This is a genomic window from Mycobacterium sp. IDUB_17 (genome assembly GCF_055419465.1).
Map to the genome: position 1 here is coordinate 583,323 of NZ_JBVAXS010000003.1, position 24,505 is coordinate 607,827.

27 protein-coding genes and 1 tRNA gene are annotated in these 24,505 nt (G+C 66.3%); 9 read left to right on the top strand and 19 right to left on the bottom strand.

Annotated features, from left to right (window positions below):
* Positions 1–53: 53 nt before the first annotated feature.
* The 4 genes from katG to ACZYZ7_RS15750 form a co-directional block, all read right to left on the bottom strand.
* Entirely contained in the window at positions 54–2,246 is a 2,193-nt protein-coding gene (katG, locus tag ACZYZ7_RS15735) for a catalase/peroxidase HPI (RefSeq protein WP_463741289.1), read from the bottom strand.
* Between the two features lie 34 nt (positions 2,247–2,280).
* Positions 2,281–2,685, bottom strand: a complete 405-nt coding sequence (locus tag ACZYZ7_RS15740) for a Fur family transcriptional regulator (protein WP_167858212.1) — start codon at positions 2,683–2,685, stop codon at positions 2,281–2,283.
* A 208-nt stretch (positions 2,686–2,893) separates the two neighbouring features.
* A complete protein-coding gene (locus tag ACZYZ7_RS15745; RefSeq protein ID WP_463741290.1) occupies positions 2,894–4,276 on the bottom strand; it encodes an FAD-binding protein in 1,383 nt (460 codons plus the stop codon).
* Between the two features lie 176 nt (positions 4,277–4,452).
* Positions 4,453–4,848, bottom strand: coding sequence for a GtrA family protein (locus ACZYZ7_RS15750; RefSeq protein WP_450071587.1), 396 nt, complete (start codon positions 4,846–4,848; stop codon positions 4,453–4,455).
* A 48-nt stretch (positions 4,849–4,896) separates the two neighbouring features.
* Between ACZYZ7_RS15750 and ACZYZ7_RS15755 the strand changes: the two genes are divergently transcribed.
* Positions 4,897–5,523 (top strand): trimeric intracellular cation channel family protein, encoded by a 627-nt coding sequence (locus ACZYZ7_RS15755; protein WP_450071426.1) that lies wholly within the window; start codon positions 4,897–4,899, stop codon positions 5,521–5,523.
* On the opposite strand, the gene pdxR is transcribed toward ACZYZ7_RS15755, so the two are convergent.
* Positions 5,520–6,932, bottom strand: a complete 1,413-nt coding sequence (gene pdxR, locus ACZYZ7_RS15760; protein ID WP_450071425.1) for a MocR-like pyridoxine biosynthesis transcription factor PdxR — start codon at positions 6,930–6,932, stop codon at positions 5,520–5,522. The genes ACZYZ7_RS15755 and pdxR overlap by 4 nt on opposite strands.
* Positions 6,933–6,981: 49 nt before the next feature.
* On the opposite strand from pdxR, the gene ACZYZ7_RS15765 reads away from it, so the two are divergent.
* The 3 genes from ACZYZ7_RS15765 to ACZYZ7_RS15775 all read left to right on the top strand — a co-directional run bounded on the left by ACZYZ7_RS15765 (position 6,982) and on the right by ACZYZ7_RS15775 (position 9,221).
* Positions 6,982–7,452: a carboxymuconolactone decarboxylase family protein gene (locus ACZYZ7_RS15765; protein WP_450071424.1), complete on the top strand. Its 471-nt coding sequence runs from the start codon at positions 6,982–6,984 to the stop codon at positions 7,450–7,452.
* A gap of 601 nt (positions 7,453–8,053) precedes the next feature.
* The gene (locus ACZYZ7_RS15770; protein WP_135459406.1) at positions 8,054–8,701 is read left to right on the top strand and encodes an MspA family porin; all 648 of its coding nucleotides are present in this window, start codon (positions 8,054–8,056) and stop codon (positions 8,699–8,701) included.
* A 100-nt stretch (positions 8,702–8,801) separates the two neighbouring features.
* Positions 8,802–9,221: a pyridoxamine 5'-phosphate oxidase family protein gene (locus tag ACZYZ7_RS15775; protein WP_135459405.1), complete on the top strand. Its 420-nt coding sequence runs from the start codon at positions 8,802–8,804 to the stop codon at positions 9,219–9,221.
* Between the two features lie 3 nt (positions 9,222–9,224).
* On the opposite strand, the gene wzm is transcribed toward ACZYZ7_RS15775, so the two are convergent.
* Genes wzm through ACZYZ7_RS15800 form a run of 5 tightly spaced genes read right to left on the bottom strand, consistent with a single transcriptional unit; the run spans position 9,225 to position 14,254 of the window.
* Complete coding sequence (gene wzm / locus ACZYZ7_RS15780; protein ID WP_135459404.1) at positions 9,225–10,055, bottom strand: galactan export ABC transporter permease subunit Wzm/RfbD; 831 nt, start codon at positions 10,053–10,055, stop codon at positions 9,225–9,227.
* The gene (gene glfT1 / locus ACZYZ7_RS15785) at positions 10,052–10,948 is read right to left on the bottom strand and encodes a galactofuranosyltransferase GlfT1 (protein ID WP_463741291.1); all 897 of its coding nucleotides are present in this window, start codon (positions 10,946–10,948) and stop codon (positions 10,052–10,054) included. The genes wzm and glfT1 overlap by 4 nt, the downstream gene beginning before the upstream one ends.
* Positions 10,938–11,735 (bottom strand): galactan export ABC transporter ATP-binding subunit Wzt/RfbE, encoded by a 798-nt coding sequence (gene wzt / locus ACZYZ7_RS15790; protein WP_450072454.1) that lies wholly within the window; start codon positions 11,733–11,735, stop codon positions 10,938–10,940. The genes glfT1 and wzt overlap by 11 nt, the downstream gene beginning before the upstream one ends.
* A gap of 6 nt (positions 11,736–11,741) precedes the next feature.
* Positions 11,742–12,257 carry a bacterial proteasome activator family protein gene (locus ACZYZ7_RS15795; protein ID WP_450072455.1) on the bottom strand — a complete coding sequence of 172 codons (516 nt, stop codon included), beginning with the start codon at positions 12,255–12,257 and terminating at the stop codon, positions 11,742–11,744.
* A gap of 35 nt (positions 12,258–12,292) precedes the next feature.
* A complete protein-coding gene (locus ACZYZ7_RS15800) occupies positions 12,293–14,254 on the bottom strand; it encodes a DUF6541 family protein (protein ID WP_463741292.1) in 1,962 nt (653 codons plus the stop codon).
* Positions 14,255–14,378: 124 nt separating this feature from the next.
* Here ACZYZ7_RS15800 and ACZYZ7_RS15805 point away from each other — a divergent pair, with 124 nt between their 5' ends.
* A complete protein-coding gene (locus ACZYZ7_RS15805) occupies positions 14,379–15,575 on the top strand; it encodes a cysteine desulfurase-like protein (RefSeq protein ID WP_463741293.1) in 1,197 nt (398 codons plus the stop codon).
* Here ACZYZ7_RS15805 and ACZYZ7_RS15810 read toward each other — a convergent pair.
* Positions 15,572–16,549, bottom strand: a complete 978-nt coding sequence (locus tag ACZYZ7_RS15810; protein WP_463741294.1) for an NAD(P)H-quinone oxidoreductase — start codon at positions 16,547–16,549, stop codon at positions 15,572–15,574. The two genes, ACZYZ7_RS15805 and ACZYZ7_RS15810, sit on opposite strands and share 4 nt — an antisense overlap.
* Positions 16,550–16,616: 67 nt before the next feature.
* Here ACZYZ7_RS15810 and ACZYZ7_RS15815 point away from each other — a divergent pair, with 67 nt between their 5' ends.
* From ACZYZ7_RS15815 to ACZYZ7_RS15825, 3 genes are all read left to right on the top strand, one after another.
* Positions 16,617–17,129 carry a MarR family winged helix-turn-helix transcriptional regulator gene (locus ACZYZ7_RS15815; protein ID WP_135459397.1) on the top strand — a complete coding sequence of 171 codons (513 nt, stop codon included), beginning with the start codon at positions 16,617–16,619 and terminating at the stop codon, positions 17,127–17,129.
* A gap of 19 nt (positions 17,130–17,148) precedes the next feature.
* Positions 17,149–17,238: transfer RNA gene (locus ACZYZ7_RS15820), tRNA-Ser, on the top strand.
* A 150-nt stretch (positions 17,239–17,388) separates the two neighbouring features.
* The gene (locus tag ACZYZ7_RS15825) at positions 17,389–17,574 is read left to right on the top strand and encodes a hypothetical protein (protein WP_463741295.1); all 186 of its coding nucleotides are present in this window, start codon (positions 17,389–17,391) and stop codon (positions 17,572–17,574) included.
* A 409-nt stretch (positions 17,575–17,983) separates the two neighbouring features.
* Here ACZYZ7_RS15825 and ACZYZ7_RS15830 read toward each other — a convergent pair whose 3' ends face one another.
* From ACZYZ7_RS15830 to ACZYZ7_RS15865, 8 genes are all read right to left on the bottom strand, one after another.
* Complete coding sequence (locus ACZYZ7_RS15830; protein WP_463741296.1) at positions 17,984–18,499, bottom strand: glycine-rich domain-containing protein; 516 nt, start codon at positions 18,497–18,499, stop codon at positions 17,984–17,986.
* Between the two features lie 750 nt (positions 18,500–19,249).
* The gene (locus tag ACZYZ7_RS15835; protein WP_463741297.1) at positions 19,250–19,831 is read right to left on the bottom strand and encodes a hypothetical protein; all 582 of its coding nucleotides are present in this window, start codon (positions 19,829–19,831) and stop codon (positions 19,250–19,252) included.
* On the bottom strand, positions 19,801–20,478 hold the full coding sequence (locus ACZYZ7_RS15840) for a hypothetical protein (RefSeq protein ID WP_463741298.1): 678 nt from the start codon (positions 20,476–20,478) through the stop codon (positions 19,801–19,803). Before ACZYZ7_RS15840 ends, ACZYZ7_RS15835 begins: the two co-directional genes overlap by 31 nt.
* 199 nt (positions 20,479–20,677) lie before the next feature.
* Positions 20,678–20,956, bottom strand: coding sequence for a hypothetical protein (locus ACZYZ7_RS15845; RefSeq protein ID WP_450072491.1), 279 nt, complete (start codon positions 20,954–20,956; stop codon positions 20,678–20,680).
* Between the two features lie 190 nt (positions 20,957–21,146).
* Positions 21,147–21,455: a hypothetical protein gene (locus ACZYZ7_RS15850; RefSeq protein ID WP_450072492.1), complete on the bottom strand. Its 309-nt coding sequence runs from the start codon at positions 21,453–21,455 to the stop codon at positions 21,147–21,149.
* Positions 21,456–21,680: 225 nt separating this feature from the next.
* Positions 21,681–22,091 carry a GlcG/HbpS family heme-binding protein gene (locus ACZYZ7_RS15855; RefSeq protein WP_463741299.1) on the bottom strand — a complete coding sequence of 137 codons (411 nt, stop codon included), beginning with the start codon at positions 22,089–22,091 and terminating at the stop codon, positions 21,681–21,683.
* Complete coding sequence (locus ACZYZ7_RS15860) at positions 22,084–22,860, bottom strand: SDR family oxidoreductase (RefSeq protein ID WP_463741300.1); 777 nt, start codon at positions 22,858–22,860, stop codon at positions 22,084–22,086. Before ACZYZ7_RS15860 ends, ACZYZ7_RS15855 begins: the two co-directional genes overlap by 8 nt.
* 146 nt (positions 22,861–23,006) lie before the next feature.
* Positions 23,007–23,264, bottom strand: a complete 258-nt coding sequence (locus tag ACZYZ7_RS15865) for a hypothetical protein (protein ID WP_450072591.1) — start codon at positions 23,262–23,264, stop codon at positions 23,007–23,009.
* Positions 23,265–23,439: 175 nt separating this feature from the next.
* Here ACZYZ7_RS15865 and ACZYZ7_RS15870 point away from each other — a divergent pair, with 175 nt between their 5' ends.
* Positions 23,440–24,456, top strand: a complete 1,017-nt coding sequence (locus tag ACZYZ7_RS15870) for an AraC family transcriptional regulator (RefSeq protein WP_463741301.1) — start codon at positions 23,440–23,442, stop codon at positions 24,454–24,456.
* Positions 24,457–24,505 lie beyond the last annotated feature (49 nt).

Sequence of the window (24,505 nt, forward strand, 5' to 3'; positions counted from 1 at the left end):
GACAACAACACCCCGCGAGCCGAGGCCCGCGGGGTGTTGCGTTACTTGTCAGATCAGACGTCGAACCGGTCGGCGTTCATCACCTTGTTCCAGGCGGCGACGAAGTCCTTGACGAACTTCTGCTTGGAATCGTCCTCGGCGTACACCTCGGCCAGGGCCCGCAGTTGCGAGTTCGAGCCGAACAGCAGGTCGACGCGGCTGGCGGTGTACTTCTGCGCACCGCTGGCCCGGTCGGACCCGATGTAGGTGCCGTCGTCGGCCGGCGACGGTGCCCACTTGATGCCCATGTCGGTCAGGTTGACGAAGTAGTCGTTCGTCAGCTTGCCCTTGTTGGCAGTCAGCACACCGAGATCCGAGCCACCGTGGTTGGCGCCCAGCACGCGCAGGCCACCGATCAGTACGGTCAGCTCCGGACCCGACAGGCCCAGCAGGTTGGCCTTGTCGATGATCCGGTACTCCGGGGGCAACGGGTCACCCTTGCCGACCTGGTTGCGGAAGCCGTCGGAGAGGGTTTCCAGCCAGGCGAACGACTCGACGTCGGTCTGGTCCTGGGTGGCGTCGCCACGACCCGAGAGGAACGGCACGGTGACATCGAATCCGGCTTCCTTGGCTGCCTTCTCGATGCCGACTGCCCCGCCGAGGACCACCAGGTCGGCGAACGACACACCAGTGTCCGACGCTGCCTGGATCTCCTCGAGCTTGCGAATCACCTGGGCCAGCTCGTCGGGCTCGTTGGCCTCCCAGCCCAGCTGCGGCTGCAGGCGGATCCGGCCGCCGTTGGCGCCACCGCGCATATCGCTGGAGCGGTACGACGACGCTGCCTTCCAGGCCGTCGAAACCAGCTGCTGCACAGTCAGACCCGAGTCGGCGATGGCGGCCTTGAGCGTGTCGACATCGGCGCCGCTCAGGGTCTTACCGGCCGGAATGACGTCCTGCCACAGCCAGGTCTGCTTGGGCGCCAGCGGTCCGAGGTAGCGGGCCACCGGACCAAGGTCGCGGTGCAGCAACTTGAACCAGGCCTTGGCGTACTCCTCGGCCAGCTCCTCCGGGTGATCCAGCCAGCGGCGGGTGATCTCGCCGTAGATCGGGTCGAACCGCATCGACAGATCGGTGGTGAGCATCGACGGGTGGGTCTTGCCGGTGCCCTGCGCCATCGGCACAGAGTTGGCCCAGCCGTTGTCCTTGGGCTTCCACTGATTGGCGCCCGCCGGGCTCTTCGTCAGCTCCCACTCGTTGCTGTAGAGGATCTCCAGGAAGCTGTTGTCCCACTTGGTGGGGGTGTGCGTCCAGGTCACCTCGATGCCGCTGCTGACGGTCTCGTTGCCGAGGCCGGGGTTGGCCCAGCCCAGGCCCATCTGCTCGAGCGGTGCGGCTTCGGGCTCCGCGCCGTTCTCGATGTCGGTGGCGCCGTGGGTCTTGCCGAAGGTGTGGCCACCGACGATCAGCGCCGCGGTCTCGATGTCGTTCATCGCCATCCGGCCGAACGTCTCGCGGATGTCGATGGCTGCTGCCATGTAATCCGGATTGCCTTCGGGGCCTTCGGGGTTCACGTAGATCAGACCCATGTGGCTGGCGGCCAGCGGGTTCTCCAGCTTGGTGCGGTCGCCGCTGCCTGCGTAGCGGTCCTGTGAACCCAGCCACTCGTGCTCGGCGCCCCAGTAGATGTCCTCCTCGGGCTCCCAGAAGTCCGGGCGACCGAAGGCGAAGCCCGCGGTCTTGAAGCCCATGTGCTCCATTGCCCGGTTGCCTGCGTAGACGATCAGGTCGGACCACGAGATCTTCTTGCCGTACTTCTTCTTCAGCGGCCAGAGCAGACGACGGGCCTTGTCCAGGCTGACGTTGTCGGGCCAGCTGTTCAGCGGGGCGAAGCGCTGCATACCGCGCCCGCCGCCACCACGGCCGTCCTGCACCCGGTAGGTGCCCGCGGCGTGCCACGACATCCGGACGAACAGCGGGCCGTAGTGACCGAAGTCGGCCGGCCACCACTCCTGCGAATCCGTCAGCAGGGCATCGAAATCGCGCTCGAAGGCCTCGAAGTCGAGGGTCTTGACGGCCTCGCGGTAGTCATAGCCCTCGTCCGACGGATCGATGGCGGGCGGATTCTTCTGCAGGATCTTGAGATTCACCGCATTGGGCCACCAGTCGCGGTTGCTGCCGCCTTCGACAGGAGGCTTGATCCGCATGGGACAACCGCTTTCGGCGGGTTCGGTTTGAGCTTCGCCAATGGGGGGGTGTGTTTCTGCCATGACAAATCCTTTCCGGGGCTGGCGGGTTAAGGGGTTATCTACTTGGAGCAATCGAACATTCGGGGCAAGTGCCCCAATAGATGACCTCGGCTTCATCGATCTCGAAACCGTGGTCGTGTGACGCGGTCAGGCATGGGGCGGACCCGGCCGCGCAGTCCACGTCGGCGATTGCGCCACACGATCGGCACACGACGTGGTGGTGGTTGTCGCCGATACGTGATTCGTAGCGGGCGACTGAACCGGAGGGTTGGATGCGGCGCACCAGTGCCGCTGCGGTCAGGGCGTGCAGCGAGTCGTACACGGCCTGGTGTGAGACGTCGGGCAGGTCTTTGCGCACCGAACGGATGATCGTGTCGGTGTCTGCGTGCGGATGCGCATGGACCGCGTGCAGCACCGCCACTCGGGGGCGGGTCACACGCATGTCGGCGCTTCGCAGCATCTGCTGGAAGTCCGCGGTTGTCGCCACGGACCGAAGTCTTGTCCCTTTTCTGGAATTAGTCAAGAATAAAATTCTCGCGAATTCGAGACGAACGATGGTGGTGCCTGGAACGGGTCGGCGACCGTACCGAGACTGCATCCAGGGACAAAGTCGACGGCGATCTTGTCCCTGGATGCAGTCTCGGTGTCCGCTTGGCGGGGCCGGATCGCTAGACGAGCTCCAGCCGGCGCGCCATGTCCGAGACGAACAGGCCGTCGGGATCCACCTTGCGGCGTACTGCCAGCCACTCTTCGATCCGCGGGTACATGGCGTGGAACGTCTTCGCGGTGGTCCGCGAGTCCTTGGCGGTGTAGAGCCGGCCGCCGAATTCCATTACGCGCCGGTCGAGTTCGGTGAGGAACTCACTCAGGCCGGGCTTGATCTGGAAGTCGACACAGACGTTCCAGCCGGGGATGGGGAAGCTCAGTGGTGCCTGGTTGCCCGCGCCGAACAGCTTGAACACGTTGAGGAACGAGTAGTGCCCGGAGCGCTGGATGTCGACCATGATGCGCTTGAACTCGTCGACAGCCTCGGTGGGCACCACGAACTGGTACTGGGTGAACCCCACCGAGCCATAGGCCCGGTTCCATTCCCCGACCATGTCCAGCGGGTGATAGAACTGCGTCAGGTTCTGGGCCTTGCCTCGATAGGTCTTGCCCAACCGGTACCACACCTCGGTCATGGCGCCGAAGATCAACTTGTTGCCAAGACCGTTCGGGAAGATGTCCGGCGTGGTGAAGTACTGCGGCGCATCGAATTTGAGCGGATCACGCTGCAGGTTCGGGGGCAACTGGTCCAGCTTTGCCAGCGAGCCGCGGGAGATCACCGCGCGGCCCAGCTTGGGCGGGGCGCTCATCGCGTCGAACCAGGCCGACGAGTACGTGTAGTTGTCCTCGGTGCCGTCGCTGTGGAACTCGATGGTCTCGTCGAGGCCGTGGGTGACATCGCCGTCGGCGATGAAATACGCAGTCTCCGTGGGGGTCATCTCGATGGTGGCCCGCAGGACGATGCCCGTCAGGCCGTTACCGCCGACCGTCGCCCAGAACAACTCGGCTTCGGGGCCGTCCGGGGTGAGCTTGCGGATCTCGCCGTTGGCGGTCAGCAGATCGATCGAGCGCACGTGATTGCCGAAACTGCCTGCGCTGTGGTGGTTCTTGCCGTGGATGTCGCAGCCGATGGCGCCGCCGATGGTCACCTGGCGGGTGCCCGGCAGCACCGGAACCCACAACCCGTGGGGCAATGCGGCCCGCATCAGCTGGTCGAGGTTCACCCCGCCGTCCACGTCGACCAGCTTGGTGCCCGCGTCGATCGAGTGGATCTGGTTCAGCGACGACATGTCGATGACGAGACCGCCACCGTTCTGCGCGTTGTCGCCGTACGAGCGCCCCAGACCGCGGGCGATGACACCCCGGCCCTTCTGCTCGGCGGCCCGGGTCACGGCCTTGACGATGACCTCGGGATCGCTGGTTGAGAGCACCTGTGCCACGGTCGGTGCGGTCCGGCCCCAGCCTGTCAGGCGCTTGGGAGTGGTCGGCAAATCGGTAGTCGACATCGTCAAAGAGGGTACCGCGAGCACGGCCCGGGTCCCCTGCAGTTGTTTCCGAAATTGGTGTCCACTGCACAGCCGGCGACCGGAAATGATCGTCGAAACGGGAGGTCAGGCGCTGTTTTGTGAACCAAGCGATACCGAGAGTGACGCACGGGTCGCCGGAACCGCCTGCCTGATCCTCAGTGCAATTTGAAGATCACCGCACGCTGCACGATGAAGTTGATCACCGTGGCCGTGCCCTGGGCGATGACGTAGGCGACCGGCATCCGCCATGGCCCCTCCGCGAGCCAGAGCAGAAAGACGTGGTTGATCCCGACCTGGACCGCGAAAGTCACCGCGTAGAGAACGCAGACCGCAATGAAACGGGCCTTGCTCGGCGGTGCCTGGAAGGTCCAGCGCCGATTGATCAGGTAGGCCGTGGTGGTTCCGGCGATGAAGCTGAGGGCTTTGGCGAGGTCTATCTGCACGCCGAGGGTGTGCAGGATGAAGTACAGCCCGTAGTCCACGATCGCCGACAGTCCGCCGGTCACGATGAACCGGAACGCCTGCGTTTTCAGGTCAAGGGTCGGCGACATTACGGGCTCAGCCACTCAGGCAGCTTAGCGAGGTCGTACGGTGCACTCGTGCTGCAGACGGTGCTCAACTACCTCGGAATCGCGGTGTTCGCGTCGTCTGGGGCCATGGTCGCGATACGTAAGGGCTTCGACCTGTTCGGCATTGCGGCGCTCGGGGTGCTGACCGGTGTGAGTGGCGGGGTGATCCGCGACCTCTTCCTCGGCATCCATCCGCCCGCCTCTATCCAGCACTGGCCCAACATCACCGTTGCGGTGGCGGCGACCGCCGTGGCCACCCTCACCGCGAACCACCTCATCCGGTTCAACCGCATCGTGCTGTCGCTGGACGCGATCGGCATGGGCTTCTTCGCGACCTCCGGCGCGGCGTTCGCGGTCGACCACGGGGCCAGCTGGTTCGCGGCGGTGCTGATCGGCATGACCACCGCGATCGGCGGCGGCATCATCCGCGATGTGCTGGTGCGTGAGATTCCGATGTTGATGCGGCCGGCCGATCTGTATGCCGTCCCCGCCTTGATCGGTGCGATGGCGTACGCGGTCATCGACTACTTCGGCCCGCAGTGGATCGGCCTGCTGGTGGGCACGGTGCTGGCCACGACGCTGCGCCTGGCCGGGCTGGTTTTTCACTGGCGGTTACCCACGGGGCCGTCGGACCTGATCGTGGGTGAGAATTCCTAGCGGAACGTGGCCGACAGGACGCCGCACAGCGCGTCGACCGCCGGCCCGAAAGCGTGGTCTGCCGGCGCCCCGAAACCGATGATCACCCCGTCGGGGGCGGGGGTATCCGGTCCGGCGAGCGGATGACGCATGATCGACAGCCCGTTCAACGCGATCCCGGCTTCACCGGCCCGGCGCAGCACCTCGGGTTCGGCGCCGTCGGGCAGGGTGAGCAGCATGTTGACGCCCGCGGCCAGGCCGCTGATGCCGAGGTCGAATCCGGCCAGCGCGGCGACCAGGGCGTCGCGTCGCCGCCGGTAGCGGTTGCGCATCCGCCGGACGTGCCGGTCGTAGCCGCCGCTGTGGATGAAGTCGGCCAGGGTCAGCGCGGTGAGGGCGTCGACGTGGTACTGCGCCCCGCCTGCCGCCGCGATGACCGGATCGATCAATGCGTCGGGCAGTGCCATCCAGCCCACCCGCATCACCTGGGCCATACTCTTGCTGGCCGAACCCAGGTAGACGACCCGTTCGGGGTTCAGTGACTGCAGGGCGCCGACGGGTTGGCGGTCGTAGCGGAACTCGCCGTCGTAGTCGTCGTCCACCACGTATCCGCCGGTGCGCTGCGCCCACTCGATGACCGCGGTGCGCCGCGCCGGGTGCAGGGCCATCCCGAACGGGCTCTGGTGCGCGGGAGTGAGTAGTACCGCCGAGGGGTCCAACGGGTCCAGGTCGCTGATCACCGCACCGTCCTCGTCGACGCCGATCGGTGCCGTCGGCACACCCAGCGCCGCGAGCGCGTCGCGGAAGATGAACAGCCCGTGGGCCTCCACGGCGATCGGTCGCCGGCTGCCGAGGACCCGGCCCAGTAGGTCGACGCCATCGCGCACCCCGGAGCAGATCACGATCGACTCGGGGGTGGCCCGCACGCCGCGCACGCGGCCCAGATATTCGGTGAGAGCCTCGCGCAGCGCCAGCGGTCCGCGCGGGTCGCCCATCCGCAGCGCGGACACCGGTGCGGTCGTGATCGCCCGGCGCGCCGACGCCAACCACGCCGTCCGCGGAAACTCCGACACATCGGGGGAGCCGGGCATCAGGTTGTGCCGCGGGACGGCAGGAACGCGGCGTGGGCGCGGCGCCGGCCGCGGGGCGGTGGTGCGCGCGACCCAGGTGCCCGCGCCCTGGCGGGAGGCCAGCCAGCCTTCGGCGACCAGCTCGGCGTACGCCTCGGCGACGGTGTTGCGGGCCAGTCCGAGGTCGGAGGCCAGCGTGCGCGACGGCGGCAGTCGAGTGCCGGTGCTCAACCTGCCGCTGCGAATCCCCTCCCGAAGTGCGGTGATCAGCTGCTCGCGGGCGGTGCGGCTGCCGGGTTCGATCACCGCGCGCAGGTCGAGATGGAGATCCCGGCCCCGCAGATTGGCCCGTGAAGTCACTGCAATATTGAACCATCTAGGTGGTATTTTTCCGTCTAGCGTTGGAGCCATGACACAGACACTCGAGCCCGCCGCGACCGTTGACCGCCTCAAGATCTACAAGGTCTCGCCCGAGCTCTACGACGCGATGATGACGCTGTCGAATGCCGCCGCCAAGGACGTCGACCCCACGATCGGCGAGCTCGTCAAGATCCGGGCCTCGCAGATCAACCACTGCGCGTTCTGCCTCGACATGCACACCCACGACGCCCGCAAGCAGGGCGAAACCGAGCAGCGGCTCGCGCTCATCGCAGCCTGGCAGGAGGCGGGCGAGCTGTTCACCGAACGCGAGCGGGCCGCGCTGGCCCTTACCGAGGCCATCACCGAACTGGGCGACGGCCACGTCCCCGACGCCGTGTACTCGCGTGCCGCCGAGGCGTTCACCGAACGCGAGCTCGGTCAGGTGATCGCGATGGCCGTGACCATCAACGCGTGGAACCGGATCAACGTCACCGTGCGGATGCCCGCCCCGCGGCGCTGATCGCGCGCAAGATCGGAGATGTGGAACGCCACCGCTTCAATGTGATGTCGGTCACAAATCGGAATATCGGCCGCGGGTTCGTGGAATCGATCTACGGCCGTTCAGTTAATCCGGGCGTTCGGTCCTGCGTAACGGAACGTTTACACAGCAAGCGCAAACCCGGGGTGGTCGGCGGGCCAGTCCGCGATATTTACGATGGTGACGGCAATCTTTCTACTCGGCGTGATTGTCGGGCCCGTGCTCTGCAGATCGGGCAAAACGCCAGTTCTTGCCGCGTGGTGGGGTCATTCCGCGGCGCTTCGACGCCGATGTGATCCAGACGTAGCGCCCAGCGCTCACAGGTAGTCGGCAGCGGCGGTGTGACGCAGGCAGGTGCTGATCTAGCAAACTTTGTACCGAGGACTGTCTGCTCGGGTGTTCGGAAACCGTTGCCGTTGCCGCCCGGGTGCCGCCCGGTTACGTTTCCTCCTGCCAATCATGAGCAAGGCATGAGAGCCGGATGTGACCTCCCTAATCGGGCGGTGGACCGCCGATGGATCTCTAGGGTGGGGACCCTGGTTGGTGAAGCACGAATCGGATCACCGACATAGCTAGGGAGAACATGAAGGCATTCAGTCGAGTGCTGGTCGCATTGGTGACCGCAATGGCCGGGGTCCTCGCGGGCCTTTTCATAGGCACGGGCACTTCACATGCGGGTCTGGACAATGAACTGAGCCTGGTTGATGGTCAGGACCGGACCCTGACCGTTCAGCAGTGGGACACCTTCCTCAACGGTGTGTTCCCGCTGGACCGCAACCGGCTGACCCGTGAGTGGTTCCATTCGGGTCGGGCCAAGTACACCGTGGCCGGCCCGGGTGCCGACGACTTCGCGGGCACCTTGGAGCTGGGTTACCAGATCGGCTTCCCCTGGTCGCTGGGTGTCGGGATCAACTTCTCCTACACCACCCCGAACATCCTGATCGACGATGGTGACATCACCGGCCCGCCCTTCGGCCTGAACTCGGTCATCACCCCGAACCTGTTCCCGGGTGTGTCGATCAGCGCTGATCTGGGCAACGGCCCGGGCATCCAGGAAGTGGCCACCTTCTCGGTGGACGTCAAGGGTCCGGCCGGCGGTGTGGCGGTGTCCAACGCGCACGGCACCGTGACCGGTGCGGCCGGTGGCGTGCTGCTGCGTCCGTTCGCCCGCCTGATCGCCTCCACCGGTGACAGCGTCACCACCTACGGCGAGCCTTGGAATATGAACTGAGGACATGAACGTCCAGTAATCACGACGCCGATCGGCGCGTCCCGCTCCTTCCGAGGAGCAGGGCGCGCCGATTGCCATTTCGGGCGGCTACGGTGGCCTCATGACGCCGCAGAGCCCGGTTTCGGTGCTCGGGGAGGACGAGTGCTGGCAGCTGCTGTCCAGCGTGACCCTGGGCCGTCTCGTCTCGACCATCGGAACGAGGCTGGAGATCTTTCCCGTCAACTTCGTCGTCCAGCACCGCACGGTGCTGTTCCGGACCGCTGAGGGCACCAAGTTGATCAGCACCCTGTTCAACGACCGGGTGCTGTTCGAGGCCGACGATCACACGGTTGTCGGCGGGTGGAGTGTGATCGTGCGGGGCATACCGCAGCTTCTTGAGGCTCCCGAAGAGATCGCTGAGGCCGAGCGCGGGCAGCTGTTGTCGTGGATCGCCACCACGAAGCGTCGTTACGTGCGGATCCAGCCGAAGGAGATCTCCGGGCGCAGGTTCGTGTTCGGCTCCGTGCCCGACGACGTGTAGCCGTCAGACCCAGTAGGGGACTCGCGCGCGGTACTGGCGCATGGCCAGCGCCGCCAGCGTCCAGCCGATCGCCGTGAGAACCAGCACCACCAGCCAGTGCCGCAACTCCTGGTCGGCACCCAGCAGCGGCGCGCGCACGATGTCCAGGTAGTGCAGGAGCGGGTTGAGCTCGACGATCTTGGCCCACGAGCCGGCGCCCTGTTGCCGCAGCGTCGACTCGTTCCAGATGATCGGCGTCATGAAGAACAGCAACTGCACCACGGAGGCCAGCAGCGGGCCGATGTCGCGGTACCGGGTGGCCAGGATGCCGAAACAGATCGACACCCATATGCAGTTGAGCACGATCAGCCCGAGCGCCGGGATGACCGCCAGGTCAGTCCACTTCCACGGTTTCGGATAGATCATCGCGATGACCACGAAGATCACGATGTTGTGGCCGAACAGGATCATCTGCCGCCACACCAAGCGGTAGACGTGCACCGACAGCGGGGTCGGAAGTTGTTTGATCAGGCCCTCGTTGGCGATGAACACTTCGGAGCCCTCGAGAATCGACGCGTTGATCAGATTCCAGATGATCAGGCCGAGTGTTACGTAGGGCAGGTGCTCCTCGAGCGGCAGCTTGAACAGCTTCGAGTACAGCAGGCCCATGGCCACCGCGGTGGTGCCGGTGGCAATGGTGATCCAGAACGGGCCCAGCACGCTGCGCCGGTAGCGCTGCTTGATGTCCTGCCAGCCGAGGTGCAGCCACAGTTCGCGTTTGCCGAAGCCCTCGCGGAGGTCGCGTACGGCCCGGGCCATGGTCTTGGAATCGGACGCCGCGTCAGTGAACGTCATCGTTGGAACCTTTCGCGTCTGCCCAACCGCCGCAGACGAATCCACTCACGCAGACCCGCGGGGTCGCGGCGGGACACCAGAAAGTACCAGCCGAAGCGCACCCACTCCTGCGGCAGGAGTTTGCGCAACCCCGGCTGGGACAGCAGGTAGCCACGGTTGCGGTACGTGAAGAACCGCTTGGTCTCGTCGTCGGGGTACTGGGTGTGCATCCGCCCGCCGAGGATCGGTTTGAACTCGTCGGTGCCGCACGGGTGCAGATAGCTTGCGGTCAAACAGGTTCCGAACGGCAGGCCCGAGCGCACGAGCCGGCGGTGCAGTTCGACCTCGTCGCCGCGGACAAACAGGCGCAGATCCGGCACGCCGACCGATTCCACCGTGGCGGCCCGGAACAGGGCGCCGTTGAACAGTGACGCGATCCCGGGCAGGACGTCGCCCTCACCCTCGGTGCGCAATTCACTGACCAGCCGCCGCCACACCAGTCCGCGGCGCAGCGGGAACGCCAACCGCTCGGGATCGTCGAGGTTGCACACCATGGGTGAGACCTCGGCCAGGGTGTACTGCTCGGCGCAGGCCAGCAGAGTGGACAGCACGGTGCTGTCGGCGGGCCGGCCGTCGTCGTCGGCCAGCCAGATCCAGTCGGCACCCTGGGCCAGCGCGTGCAGCATGCCCAGCGCGAAACCGCCTGCGCCGCCGAGGTTTCGGCGAGATCCTAGATAGGTCGCCGGCACCGGCTGGCCGAGGACCAGCTCGCGTACGGCGTCGTCGTCATCGTTGTCGACCACGATCAGGTGGTCGGGCCTGCGGTCCTGTCCCACCACCGCGGCAAGGGACTTGGCCAGCAGTTCAGGACGCCGGTGGGTCACGATGACCGCAATTACAGACTCAGGCGTCACGCGCGGTTTCCTCCAGGACCTCGCGCACATGCCGCGCGGCGTCCGGGCCCTCGTAGGCGCCGACGACCTCTTCGATGCCGCCGGTCATCTTGACGGTGCCGTGGTCGATCCACATCGCCGTCTTGCACAGCCGGGCCAGGAACTCGTTGGAATGGCTTGCGAACACCAGGATTCCGGACCGCTCCACCAGACTCTGCAGCCGAGACTGCGCCTTCTTGAGGAACTCCGCGTCGACGGCGCCGATGCCTTCGTCGAGTAGCAGGATCTCGGGGTCGATGCTGGTGACCACGCCCATGGCCAGGCGCACCCGCATGCCGGTGGAATAGGTGCGAAGCGGCATCGACAGGTACTCGCCGAGTTCGGTGAACTCCGCGATCTCGTCGACCTTGGCCAGCATCTGCTTGCGGGTCTGCCCCAGGAACAGTCCGCGGATGAGGATGTTCTCGAAGCCCGAGATCTCCGGGTCCATCCCGACGCCGAGGTCGAACACCGGGGCCACCCGGCCACTGACCGTGGCCGAGCCCCGCGTCGGCTCGTAGATGCCCGAAAGTAGCCGCAGCAGTGTGGATTTGCCCGCGCCGTTGTGGCCGACCAACCCGACACGGTCACCCATTTTCAGCGACATCGTGATGTCGCGCAGCGCCTCGATGACGACGACGTTGGACTCGTTCCGCCCGATGGCGCCGCCGGCCTTACCGAGGAACGCCTTCTTCAGCGAGCGTGTCTTGGCGTCGAAGATGGGGAACTCGACCCAGGCTTCGCGCGTCGAAATATATGGATCAGACAATGCGGCCTACAGGTACTGGCCGGTGCCGGGGTGGGAGGTGCCACCGCGCTGCCCGCTCGGGACCTGCAGGCCCGGCGGGAGAGCGCCCTGGCGCATCTGCTCGAGCTGGGCTCGGGCGGCCATCTGCTGGGCGAACAACGCCGTCTGGATGCCGTGGAACAGGCCTTCCAACCAGCCGACCAACTGTGCCTGCGCGATGCGCAGTTCGGCATCGGACGGCACGCTGTCCTCGGTGAAGGGGAGCGTCAGCCGCTCCAGTTCTTCACGCAGTTCAGGGGCCAGACCGTCCTCGAGCTCGCGGATGCTGGTCCGGTGGATGTCGCGCAGCCGGTTGCGGCTGGCTTCGTCGAGCGGAGCCGCGCGCACCTCTTCCAACAGTTGCTTGATCATGGTGCCGATGCGCATGACCTTCGCCGGTTGTTCGACGAGGTCTGTCAGCGCCTTGCCGTCAGCTTCGGCATCGGTCTCGTCGGCTGTGCTGGCCAGGATCTCGATGTTGTCATCGTCGGGGTTGATGGTCATGGCCTTCCCTTGGATCTTGTCAGTTCTGGGTCGTGTCAGTTCGTCGCCCTGGTGGCCGCGTTCTCTCCGTGCCAGCGGTAGATGCGGTCCTCACCGTTGTCGTAGATCTTCTCCCACGACCGTGAGTGCTCTAGCGACACTAGTCCGTCCGGCATGACGAACCCGCGGACCACCGGTGTGCTGGTGAGCACGTAGCGGATGTTGAGCGCTTCGACTGCCTCGGCAACGCGGGGATCGGTGTCCGCGTCGTCGGCGTAGGCCCAGAAGATGAACCGGTGATACCCCGGGCCCTGCTGCACTGGGTAGTCATAGTGCGTCCACAGCGGGTGCAGCCCCGAGACCGCGTACATCCAGGCGGTGCCGTCGGTGTTGGCGTCGCCGATCAGCGTGGTGCGGGCATCGGGCAGATTGGCCAGGTAGGCGAAGGCTTCGAGGTCCTTGGCGTCGATCATCACCGAGTCGTACTTGTCGCCCAACAGGAACTTGTGGCGGGGGAAGTAGTGCCAGGCCAGGCCCACGGTGGTGGCGGCCAGTGCGACGGCGGCCGTCGCGCGGATCCAGGCCGGTGGGGCGCCGGTGCGACGCAGCAGCGCGGCGCCGAGCAGCGCCAGCGTGCACAGGCCGATCGCGGCCATCGGCGCGTAGAGCATCGTGACCACCGCCGACAACCGGCGCGGATCGCTGTAGAACAGGTCGCTGAACTTGCCGGTGATGGCTCCGATCGGGCCGCCGAACGGTGCGCCGGAATGCACGATCGACGTGATCAAGATCAGCCAGATCGCCAGCGGCCACCAGATTTTCTTGACCAGCAGGACCAGTCCGCCGATGGCGGCCAGCGCGATGAGCGCGTACTGGATGGGGAAGTCGTTGAGGTGACGGGTGTGCTGGAAGACCGCTGAGAACAGTGAGTGCTTCTTGCCGAGGTGGTTGACGAAGGCGTGGCCCACGATGATGTCGGCCTGCTGAAGGACCCCGAGAAACTGGGGAAGCATGATCAGCAGGGTCGGCACCGCGACGGCGGCCAGCGCCAGGAAGTCGGACAGCCGGCCGCGGACCGGGTGCCACAGCGCATCTACCAGCCACCAGATGCCGACCAGCAGCACGGTCACCACACCGCCGGTGAGGTGCACGGAGAAGACGCCGACCGTCGCGAGCACGGCCAGGCCGATGCGGTCGCGATGTGCCGGTGTCGAGACGATCAGGGCGAACACCGGTACCGCGAGCCCGTAGGCGACCAGGTTGGGCATCGCCGCCACATCGAATTCGACGTAGGGCACCGCGGTGAACGACGCGGTGAGCGCTGCCGCGGTGGCCGCGACGACGGCGGTGCGCATCTCGCAGGCGTGCGGGCGGACCATCTTCCACGTCAGTACCGCGGCGCTGACCGGGAACAGCCACACCGCCGCGGTGACCGAACTCACGGTGTACGCGGTGGTCGCGGCGGCACCGGTGAGTTGGCAGTAGACGGCGGCCAGGGCGTGGAAGGCCGACGGGTAGTAGAGCGCCTCGTGGGTTTCGACGTTGCGCAGCTCGCCCATGTGGGTGGGTGAGGCCTGGCCGGTGTCGAGGATCCACCGGATGGTGTTGGCGTGCCACACCGAATCCCAGGTGCTGGGGATGGATTGCCAGTGCGGCAGGCCGGCGATCGCCGCGGCAGCAATCAGCGCGGCGCCGAGCAGCACTCCCACCGCAACCACCACGGCGGCCCGCCGCGCCGCGCCCGAGGCCTCGGCATCGCGGTCACGGTAGCGGGCCAGCACCCTCCGCAAGCCGGCCGCAATGGCGGCGACGATGACCACAGCAAACAGCGCAGTCCACACGTTCCACGGCACGCCGATGGCCCCGAGCGGAATGATTGCCAACGCGACAGTGCCGTAGGTCAAGGCTGGACCCACTGCAACTGCCGTCGACACGGTCAGCCCGCCGGCCCTGGCTATCAGCGCCCCGGGGATCACCAGCAACAACAGTGCGATTAGCACTCCGAACCCGAAGCCCACTGGACTAGTATGGCTGCCCAGGGCGACCCGGTCCGAGCATGGTCTCGGAAGTGCAAACGTGCGGTCGGGCGCTCACCAAATCGTGTCGGTTTGTGATATCTGCGGACCCTCTAAGGTGGCTGGCATGGCATACGACGTCGCCCGGGTGCGGGGCCTGCACCCGTCATTGGGCGATGGGTGGGTCCACTTCGATGCCCAGAACGGCATGTTGGTGCCCGATTCGGTCGCGACGACGGTTTCCACCGCCTTCCGCGGCTCGATGCCCACCGCTGTCGGACCGCACCCATCGGCACGCCGCAGCGCGGCCGTCCTCATCGCCGCCCGCCAAGCCGTGGCAGACCTGGTCAACGCCGATCCGCGGGGTGTGGTCCTGGGCGCGGACCGGGCCCAGTTGCTGACCGCATTGGCCGAGGCATCCTCCAGCCGGGTCGGCCTCGGCTATGAGGTGGTGGTCACCCGCCTGAATGACGAGGCGAACATCGCGCCGTGGTTGCGGGCCGCCAATCGCTATGGCGCCAAGGTCAAGTGGGCCGAGGTCGACATCGAGACCGGTGAGCTGCCGGCCTGGCAGTGGGAAGGGCTGATCGACAAGCCGACCCGCCTGGTGGCCATCTCGTCGGCCTCGTCGACCCTGGGAACCATCACCGACCTGGGTGAGGTGACGAAGCTCACCCACGAGGTCGGCGGCATGGTCGTCGTCGACCACTCGGCGGCGGCCCCGTACCGGCTGATCGACATCAATGAGATCGATGCCGATGTGGTCGCCCTCAACGCCGTGCCGTGGGGCGGCCCGCCGATCGGCGCCCTGGTGTTCCGCGACCCGTCGACGATCGATTCGTTGGCCTCGGTGTCGTTGGATCCGCACGCCACCGGTCCGGCTCGGCTGGAGGTGGGCGTACACCAGTACGGACTGCTGGGTGGCGTGGTGGCCAGCATCGAGTACCTGTCGAACCTCGACGATTCGGCCAGCGGTTCGCGGCGTGAGCGGCTGGCTGTGTCGATGCAGTCGGCGGGCGCGTACCTGGACCGGTTGTTCGAGTACCTGGTGGCCTCGCTGCGCTCGTTGCCGTTGGTGATGGTGATCGGCAGGCCGGAGTCGCAGATTCCGGTGCTCAGCTTCGTGGTGCGCGACATCCCGGCCGAGCGGGTGGTACAGCGACTGGCCGACAACGGCATCCTGGCGATCTCGAATGCCAGCTCGCGCGTGCTCGACGTGATCGGCGTCAACGACATCGGCGGCGCGGTGACGGTCGGGTTGTCGCACTACTCGACCGGCGCCGAGGTCGATCAGCTGGTGCGGGCCCTGGCCTCGCTGGGCTAGACGGTAAGCACGATCTTCCCCGCGACCTCACCGGAGGCCAGCAATTCGTGGGCCCGCTGGGCTTCCTGGATGGGCAGTTCGGCGCCGATGATCGGACGTACCCGTCCGTCGGCGATCATCGGCCAGACATTGTCGAGCACCGCCCGCACGATCTCGCCCTTGCCGCCGGGCCCGTGCACCGGCCGGGGACGTAGTGAGGTGGCGATGACCCCGGCCCGCTTGCCGAGCAGTTTGGCGATGTTCAGTTCGGCCTTGATGCCGCCCTGCATGCCGATGATGACCAGCCGTCCTCCGGTGGCCAGGGCGTCGACGTTGCGGTCCAGGTAGGCCGCTCCCATGATGTCGAGGATCACGTCGGCCCCTGCGCCGCCGGTTTCGCTCCGGACCCGCTCCACGAAGTCCTCGTCGCGGTAGTTGATGGTGATGTCGGCCCCCAGTTCGCGGCACAGCGCCAGCTTGTCCGCCGAGCCGGCCGTCACCGCGACCCGGGCGCCGAGCGCGCGGGCCACCTGAATGGCGTGGGTGCCGATTCCGCTGGCTCCACCGTGCAACAGCACGACCTGACCGGCCGTCAAGCCGGCGGTCATCACGAGGTTGGACCACACCGTGCAGGACACCTCGGGCAATCCTGCGGATTCCCTGAGAGCAACGCCATCGGGCAATGGCAACACCTGTGCGGCCGGTACGGCTACGTACTCGGCGTATCCGCCGCCGGCGAGCAATGCGCACACTGGTTGCCCAACTGACCAGTCGGTAACATCTGCGCCGAGGGCGGCGACGGTCCCCGACACCTCCAGTCCGATGACCTCGCTGGCTCCTGGCGGGGGCGGATACTTGCCCGCAGCCTGAAGCAAGTCGGCGCGATTGACGCCCGCGGCGTGGACTCGGATCAGAATTTCTTCGTTTGCTGCTTCGATATCAGCGACGTTTTCCCAGGTCAGGTGACCGTTAACGGAGGCGGCAATTGCATGCATTATCTCAACGCTACAAGCATGCTGTTTCCCAAGCGCAGCAATACTGACGTCCCTTACGATTGCGCTCATGGCGGGGATGATTGCGGGGCGCACGGCGGGTGACATGCCGGGCCTGGACATCGCCGAGCAGAGGTCATGGCAGAACTACCTCGACTCGGCATTGCGAATGTATGCGACCTTGAACCGGTCGCTGGTGGACGCACATCACCTGACCCTCAACGATGTGCGCCTGCTCGACATCTTGGACAAGTCATCGACCGGGTCGGCCCGGATGGGTGACTTGGCCGAACGGCTGATGTCACTGCCCAGCCGGGTGACCCGGCAGATCCGGCGGCTGGAAGTCCAGAACCTGGTGACCAGGTGTGCCAGTCCCGATGACGGGCGCGGGGTGGTCGCCACGATCACCGAAGAGGGCAGGGCTGCTGTTCGTGAGGCGATGGTGACCTACGGACAGGGTGTCCGGTCGCACTTTCTCGGCAGGCTCTCACGTCCGCAGATCGCGGCGATGGGGGAGAACTGTCGCCGCATCAGCGTCGCGCTGAAGAACGGAGCGCCGCCCGCCCACATCGGCCGGGTGTGAAACCCGTACTCTTGTCGGCGGTGGCGTGGCAGAGCGGCCTAATGCACTCGCCTTGAAAGCGAGAGACGGCTAACACCGTCCGGGGGTTCAAATCCCTCCGCCACCGCCATCAGTGGTGGTTTCCGAGTTTCGCCCGCGGAGCTCGGAACCGTGTCGATGACCCAAAGTGACCCAATCCGCGGGGAATTGACCCGCCGGACCGGTCGGCGTGTCGTTCGCCTGCGCTGGTCTCATCGGATTTTCGCGATGGGATTTCTGCATGGCTCGACTCCCCAGTTACATCACCCGCGTCGACATCGGTGACGGTGTGCGCTACGAGGTACGTGTGCGCTACGAGGTACGCCTCCACGCCCGGCGGGCGGACGGCTCGCGGTTTCAGCACAAGAAGAGGTTCAAGGCGCCGGCCGAGCTCATATCCGGTACCCACACCCGCCGAGCAACCTGACCGTGACGGAAGCGGTTGAACACTGGCTCGCGGCGAAGTGCGCGCGCGTGAAGCCGACGACGGCCGCCGCCTACAAGTTCGCTCTCGCTCCCGTGGTGGAGCGGTACGGCGACGTGAAGGTGCAGAGGCTCACGAAGCTCGACGTCGAGGCGTTAATCACCGAATTGCGAGCGGGTTCCGGCGAGCGCGGCGTGTGGTCGCGGACCACGATCAACCCCATGTTGGCCAGGTGGAAGACCGTGTGGCGCGACCTCCTCGCGGCGGGTGTTCGAAGCTGGTCCTCACCGCGCCTGACACTCCAAGCAGTCCCGTCGCCCTCCGGTTCCGTTGTTGCTTCACGTCCCGAGCGTCAGATGGGAAACCACCTACGGGCTGGTCATTCCCGGCGCTACCCTCGCAGCCGTGGGGATCACCCGATACGGAAACGCGGGAGGCCTGTCAGTGCTGCGTCGATGTCCGAGACCCGGTGCGCACTGATGCCCCATGGCTCATCGAGCCCGAGCCGAGAGTCCAGATCCCACAGGACGCACCGTTCACCTGGCTCAGCGACCATGGACCAAGCGATGACGGTGCGGCGTAATTGTTCATCCATGCACTCGCCGACCGCTGAGGCGGCGGGCGGCGGCGCACCGCCCTCGGGATGGTGGTGCAGGAACCGCCCGTAGGCGGCGTTACAGAATGCCGCGTAGCGGACGGTGCACAGGATCAGACCGTGCCAGGCCTCATCGACTGCACGCGAGGGCATTCCGATCGTCTGACCGTCGCGCAGTGCTACCGCGCAGCATCGCAACCACTGTCGCAGGCCGGCGTCGATTAGTTCACGGGGCTGCCAGGGGCAGGTCTTGAACACCGCCTCCGGCAACTCCAGATCGGCGATGACCTGGTCGGCGGTATACCGAGCGCCGGGCTTTCGCAGCGTTATCATCAGCAGCCACCGCCCCCGCAACCTCCGCCGCCCCCGCCACAACTGCTTCCACCGCCGCAGCCGCTGTGTCCACCACCGCAACCTGAGTGGCCCCCGTGGCCTCCGTCGCCGAAACTGGAGGAGCCCGCATCCGTCGCCCAGATGGCAGCTGCGCCGGCGCCGGCATCAGACCCGAACCTCCCGCGACGGGCAGTCCCAAGCACGCGGAGCCGCCGACGTTTGACGGTTGCGAAGATCGCTAAGAGTGCCAGGTCGAACCCGATGACCACCACCGGAATCATCCACCACATGATCTCGTCCTCCCGTGTCGTCCACATCGTTGCGGGACGAAGCGGACCACACGGCGCGACGCTACCGATCCCAACTCCGGTGTCGTAAACGCGCGCAGCTGACGACGGTGCCCGCACCGCGATACCCGGGATGCAGCTGTGGGTAGTCACCTGACGGTGCGGGAACGGCTCGGTCACGAAACGCACCTCGGCCGCGCCGCACGTGATCGAAGCAGCCGCCCGCCGCATGGTGGAAAACCTGCTGCGGGGTCGGGTGCCCGGTCTCAGTGTCGAGGACGCGTACAGCGAGCAGCTGGGCGCACAACCTCGTTGACGAGGTGCACGAGGCCGGGCTCACCCGTCCCTACCCTGCAACCCACGGGAATTACCTTCCCGCACTCATCGAGTCTGTGAGGTGGGTATAGGGCCCCAGACATGTTCAGGGACAGGCTATTTCGCCACAGAAGTGCGACGCGGCGGATCAGTCGGTGTCGTAGAACCACCAGCGCGGCATCACTTCGGTGCCGATCCGCACATCGCCATCCCGGTCAGGCTCGGGCATTCCGGAGGGCACGTAGAGCAGGCCGTCCCAGCTGTTCTCGAACTTGATGAGCACAGTGCCACTCGAGTTCGTGTGGACGGTCGCAGGATAGGTGCCCACCCAGCGGTGCTGGGTCTCGCCCCGCGCCGGCGGGTGCTCCGCCACTGCGTGCACCGCGCTGCGGGCATGCGCCCACCGCACCTTCTGCAGCACGCCGGTGCCGATCAGGAGCATCGAGAGCGCAGCCACCGCGGCAGTCGCAGCGACGGGCACCGCCACCCGCCGTCGGCGCGCGGCGCACACCCCGAAGTAGATCGCGCCGACCAACAGCAGTGGGGGTCCGACGAAGAACGCGGGGAAGATCCAGCCCATGCGCTCGAACGGGCCGCCGCACCACACCAGCGTCCAGCAGAGGTAGGCCGCCGCCGCGACGAAGACGGTGTCGATGCCGACGAGGATCCACGCTCCTGGTGTCGGGCGCCGGAGACGGGTCACCGCTTGCGCGTCCTGCGGGGCGCCCATGCCCGGCTCCACACCTCGCGGATCGCCACTCCGAGAAGCACGAGCCCGAACATCACGGTGGGGTTCAGCTGCAGCCCGCCTGCGAACCCGCTCCGGTAGTGGAGCGCGGTGAGGATGACGCCGGCACCCGCGATTGGCGTGAGAATCGTTGCTACGCCGGCCGGCCACCTGCCGACCGCGACGGCTTCAACCATGGCCGCGGTTACGGTCACGGCCAAGGCGACTGCCGCGATGGATGACACGACGTTCGTGCTGCAGAAGAAGTCAGTCACCAGCGACGGCGGCTGGTCGGTCAGCGGCTCGTAGGCGGTCCAGCCGAAGTCGGTGTGGCCCAAGCCGACTCCGAAGATCGGTTCGCTGCTGTAATCCGCATAGCGGCGCGGTAGGCCGAACGAGTTCATCTCCGCCGCGAGCCGAGCGATCACGAACACCCACCACGACACGTCTCCGGTGACGCGGGCGATCCGTGCGGTGGTGAATCGCTTCCCGGGGAGCTCGACGTGGCTCACCCGAACCCCGGCACGCCGTTCGGCCCGATCGAGGGCGACGGCATGAAGCACGGTGGGATGCCCGGCGCATACGGCGGCATGCAGGGTTGAGGGAAGCACGGTTGCCCGTTCCAGCCGCTCGGCTGGTTCGGTGGGCACACCGTCATCGGCTCGGCGCCGGCCACCGGGGCAACGGACAGGGCGGAGCCTGCGACGAGCGCGGCACCGATCGCAGCGGTGACGATGGCTTTGCATAGCTTTGCCGCGAAAGCGAGGGGCGACTTAAATGACGTCGTGGGACGCATGCAGATGAACAATAGCGGGTAACTGCCTCGTGTCGGCGTGTCCGGCGCGAAAGCTAGGTCGCGTCGCCGGGAACGTTGGTGCCGACCTGGAGGCCACCCTCATTGACTCCGCCACCACCGTGATACTCGTCGAGGTACTCCCCGTTCCACCGCGTCCAGTCCAGGTAAGCGGCTCCCGCGACCGCACGGTAGCGCCGGAACTGCCCACGAGCAGTGCGCAGCGAATGTCGTGCCTCCCGCGCAGCTCGCCGGGCGGCGTTCCTGGCTGAGGACTCCTGCGCGGTGGTTAGCTCCACGGGAGGGTCGCGAAAGATCTGACGGTTGCTGAACATGGATTGGAGTGTAGGTTCTGGCACCTAGTGGCGCACTTCGGTGAGAGCAACAATGTTGCTGACCAAGTTCGGGTCCCACTACTCGATGCTGTCTCCCGACTTCTGTGCCTCGAGTGAGGCGCGTGATGTTGCCGGGACGCTGCGGAGCGCATCGGAACCCGGGTGTCCGCTGTGGCTGCGCCCCCGTCGATCAGAACGCAAGCTGCAACGTGAAGAGCGACAGCAGCGCGAACGGCGCAGAGGCCACGAGCACCAACGCGATCGGGATGATGGCGCGACCGGCGACTACGGACACCCATGCACCTACAGCGGCGACGATGCTCCCGACGGCAGCGACACGGAGGCCGGCCGCATCGGTCCCCGGCGGTGCGACGCCATTCTCGAACTTCGACGCCATGTCGGTATCGGAGAGCACGGTGAACGCCAACATGTATGCGATGACCATCGCCACGATGCCGATCATCGACAGTCCAGGGTTGCGGTGCAGTTCGCGGCTCATGGCTCCATCGTTGGGCACGCGGCCGGCAACCGGATCAGTAGAACTACGCGAATTGCAACAGGTGCATTCCCATGCTTGCCGCGGTCACCAGGGCCAGTGCAACGGCGACGGCAACTGTCCCGCAAGGCTTCTCGCGTGGTCATATCTGCCCGGTCAGTGCCTCGCCGAGGATCGCACCTGTCACTGCGGCGCCGGCCAGCGCCCGTCGGCCAACATTGAGTGCACCTAGAGCGTCGCCCAATTGGCTGTCTTCTCAGCCAGCGCGGCGTCTTGTTCGGGCGTTCCGCCAGACACTCCGAGCCCGCCGATCAGGTTCTGTGCACCGTCGTACAGCGGAACACCGCCGCCGACGAGGAGAAGACCTGGCGAGTGGATGTGGTCGAAGTGCAGTGCCGGCTCCCCGATCTCCAGTGGCGCTGGCAGCGCGGCGGTCGGCGCCTGGAACATCACCGAGGTGCGCGCCTTGGCGATGGCGAGCTCGTTGGAGGCGAGCCATGCGCCGTCCATGCGAACGAAGGCGACGAGGTTCGCACCTTTGTCGAGCACAGCGAAGACGGCCTTCATCCGCTGGGCCTCGGCGGTCGCGATGCCTTCTGCGATCAGTCGATTGGCGTGTTCGAGCGTGATCTCAGGCATTCTGGGTCCACTCCGTTTCCTGCCACTGCTTGGCGGCGTCGATCGTGGCGAGGGGACGCATGGTGCGGTAGAGGTGCTCGTCGGCGGGGATGATCTCCACCATCGCGTCGATCATCTCTTGCGGGTCCGCCTGGTCGGCGAGGCTGTCGCCGAACTCGGGCATGGGCACGACCGCGGTCTCCGGGTCGTACCACTGGACGTAGCTCTCCGCGCCGGTGTCGTTGAAGCCGGTTCCGAAGACGCCCGGGTTGACGGTGGCGACCTGCACGCCGTGCGGCGCGAGCTCGGCCTTCATCGACCCGGCGATGGCTTCGATGGCGTGCTTGGTGGCGCAGTACGCGCCCACGAACGGAACCACCAGGATCCCGCCCATCGACGAGGTCCAGACCACCTTGCCGGACTTTCGGGCGACCATCTTGGGAACGATCGCCTGAACCAGCGCCATGTGGCCAAAGACGTTGATCTCGAAGGACTCCCGGACCCGCTCGAGCGGGATGTCGACGATCGAACCGCCCTCCATGACGCCGGCGTTGAGTACCAGCACGTCGGGGTCGCACTTCCCGGCGTGGGCGATGTCGATCTCATCGAGGAGGTTGAGCTTGATCACTTCGAGCTCGACCCCCGCTGCTTCGGCGTCGGCGCGCAGGCTGCGCACCTGGGGCCAGGTCTCAGCGGCAGCTACGACGGTGTGCCCGGCGCGGGCAAGCTCGATCGCGGTTCCGCGACCGAAACCCGAGCTGGCGCCGGTGATGAGGATCTTCTTGGGCATGTGCTTCCTTTCGAAAGTCGCTATACGTAGGCATGTACGAGAAGGGGCCGTAACTCAACACGCACCCACCAGCCGGCGACATCGCGGACGCACACCCCCGAAACCCCCGACCGGGGCTGCTACGTCTTTGCGTCGGCAGGCGGTTTCTATCCGACCTGCTCGGTCGGGCTGTCCGTGTTGTGCAGGTACCACAGACCGTCATCGTGCTGGAGGCAGTACCAGTACTTGAGGAAGGCGTCGTCATCGCTGTGCTGGAGGTGCTCGTCGGGTCCGTCCTTGATGCAGGACGCCTCGGTCGGCCAGCTCCACGGGACGCCGTTGGCGTCGCGGACGACAACGTCGTCGGCGTGCGCCACAGCGATGCCGCCGCTGAGCGCGGAACCGAACAGGACAACTCCAACGATGCTCGCAACGCGTTTGTTCACGAGGCCTCTTCCCGGTGATGGACACAGTCCAGCGGTACATGACCGGTCGAACAGTAGGCGTGCATTCGGGGGACCGTCACTAGCGGAACACGTCAATTCGGTAGCCGATCACGCCACATCTGAAGCGGGTGAAACCTCTCGTACACTCGCCGGGATGGAAGCCAGTTCGGGCATGTTCGTGTTGACCCCGGCGGTGCGGTCACTGCTGGCCGACCTGGGCGTATCGGTGGACGCGGTCTTGCGGCGCGCTCAAATCCCCACCGACTTCTTCTCCCGCGGAACCGGAGAACTTAGCAGCGCACAGTACTTCGCCTTCTGGAGTGCCCTCGAAGAGGAGAGCGACCGAGACGGGCTACCTGTTGCCGTAGCCGGAGCATTGAGCGCCGAGAGTTTCGACCCGCCGATCTTCGCCGCTCTGTGCAGCCCCAACCTGATGACCGCCGCGCAACGCATCGCGCAGTTCAAACCCCTGATCGGCCCCATTGTCATCACCGTGGGCCGAACCGGCGACGGCACGACGGTGAGCTACACGTGGCAGACGGAGACGAAACCCCCAGCTGTGCTTACCGCCGTCGAGTTGCTGTTCTGGGTTGCTCTGGCACGGCTGGGCACCCGCCGGCCCGTGACACCGCTACGGGTTCAGGCCACACAACCCCCGCCGCCGAGCGCGACGATCCGCGGCTATCTCGGTGTGGACATCGAAGCCGGGCCAACCGATGCGGTCGTGTTCAGCAACGAGGACGCCGAGCTTCCGTTCGTGACCGAGAACGCTCAGATGTGGTCCTACTTCTCGCCGCAACTGCACGCCCGGCTATCCGAATTACCCCGGTCCTCGTCGATGGCCGAACGTGTTCGCACAGTGCTCCTTGAAGCCCTGCCGGCCGGGCACGAAGACATTGACAGCGTGTCCCGCAGGCTGGCGGTGAGTCCGCGCACGCTGCAGCGCCAACTCCAGGCGGAGGGTGCCAGCTTCCAAGGCGTACTGAGCCGCACCCGGGAAAGCCTCGCCCGGCACTACCTGACCACCGGAGACACCAGCGTCGCTCAAATCGCGCTGCTGGTCGGCTACCAGGACACCAGCTCCTTCTACCGCGCCTACCGCGGATGGACCGGCGCCACACCCGAGCAGACCCGCCTCGGCACGACGGCGGGCGCGGCATCGGAAAGTTGACACGGTTCTGACACCATCGGCTCCTGCGGGGACGCGCCGAGGCATCCGA

Coding starts and splice junctions, on each gene's coding strand:
- ACZYZ7_RS15805 (WP_463741293.1), top strand. CDS start 14,379: ATGGCATACGACGTCGCCCGGGTGCGGGGCCTGCACCCGTCATTGGGC.
- ACZYZ7_RS15765 (WP_450071424.1), top strand. CDS start 6,982: ATGACACAGACACTCGAGCCCGCCGCGACCGTTGACCGCCTCAAGATC.
- ACZYZ7_RS15775 (WP_135459405.1), top strand. CDS start 8,802: ATGACGCCGCAGAGCCCGGTTTCGGTGCTCGGGGAGGACGAGTGCTGG.
- ACZYZ7_RS15825 (WP_463741295.1), top strand. CDS start 17,389: ATGGCTCGACTCCCCAGTTACATCACCCGCGTCGACATCGGTGACGGT.
- wzm (WP_135459404.1), bottom strand. CDS start 10,055: ATGACGTTCACTGACGCGGCGTCCGATTCCAAGACCATGGCCCGGGCC.
- ACZYZ7_RS15770 (WP_135459406.1), top strand. CDS start 8,054: ATGAAGGCATTCAGTCGAGTGCTGGTCGCATTGGTGACCGCAATGGCC.
- ACZYZ7_RS15850 (WP_450072492.1), bottom strand. CDS start 21,455: ATGAGCCGCGAACTGCACCGCAACCCTGGACTGTCGATGATCGGCATC.
- katG (WP_463741289.1), bottom strand. CDS start 2,246: ATGGCAGAAACACACCCCCCCATTGGCGAAGCTCAAACCGAACCCGCC.
- ACZYZ7_RS15750 (WP_450071587.1), bottom strand. CDS start 4,848: ATGTCGCCGACCCTTGACCTGAAAACGCAGGCGTTCCGGTTCATCGTG.
- ACZYZ7_RS15845 (WP_450072491.1), bottom strand. CDS start 20,956: ATGTTCAGCAACCGTCAGATCTTTCGCGACCCTCCCGTGGAGCTAACC.
- ACZYZ7_RS15740 (WP_167858212.1), bottom strand. CDS start 2,685: ATGCTGCGAAGCGCCGACATGCGTGTGACCCGCCCCCGAGTGGCGGTG.
- ACZYZ7_RS15815 (WP_135459397.1), top strand. CDS start 16,617: ATGGCGGGGATGATTGCGGGGCGCACGGCGGGTGACATGCCGGGCCTG.
- ACZYZ7_RS15830 (WP_463741296.1), bottom strand. CDS start 18,499: ATGATAACGCTGCGAAAGCCCGGCGCTCGGTATACCGCCGACCAGGTC.
- ACZYZ7_RS15810 (WP_463741294.1), bottom strand. CDS start 16,549: ATGCATGCAATTGCCGCCTCCGTTAACGGTCACCTGACCTGGGAAAAC.
- ACZYZ7_RS15860 (WP_463741300.1), bottom strand. CDS start 22,860: ATGCCCAAGAAGATCCTCATCACCGGCGCCAGCTCGGGTTTCGGTCGC.
- ACZYZ7_RS15795 (WP_450072455.1), bottom strand. CDS start 12,257: ATGACCATCAACCCCGACGATGACAACATCGAGATCCTGGCCAGCACA.
- ACZYZ7_RS15870 (WP_463741301.1), top strand. CDS start 23,440: ATGGAAGCCAGTTCGGGCATGTTCGTGTTGACCCCGGCGGTGCGGTCA.
- ACZYZ7_RS15745 (WP_463741290.1), bottom strand. CDS start 4,276: ATGTCGACTACCGATTTGCCGACCACTCCCAAGCGCCTGACAGGCTGG.
- ACZYZ7_RS15835 (WP_463741297.1), bottom strand. CDS start 19,831: ATGGGCGCCCCGCAGGACGCGCAAGCGGTGACCCGTCTCCGGCGCCCG.
- ACZYZ7_RS15855 (WP_463741299.1), bottom strand. CDS start 22,091: ATGCCTGAGATCACGCTCGAACACGCCAATCGACTGATCGCAGAAGGC.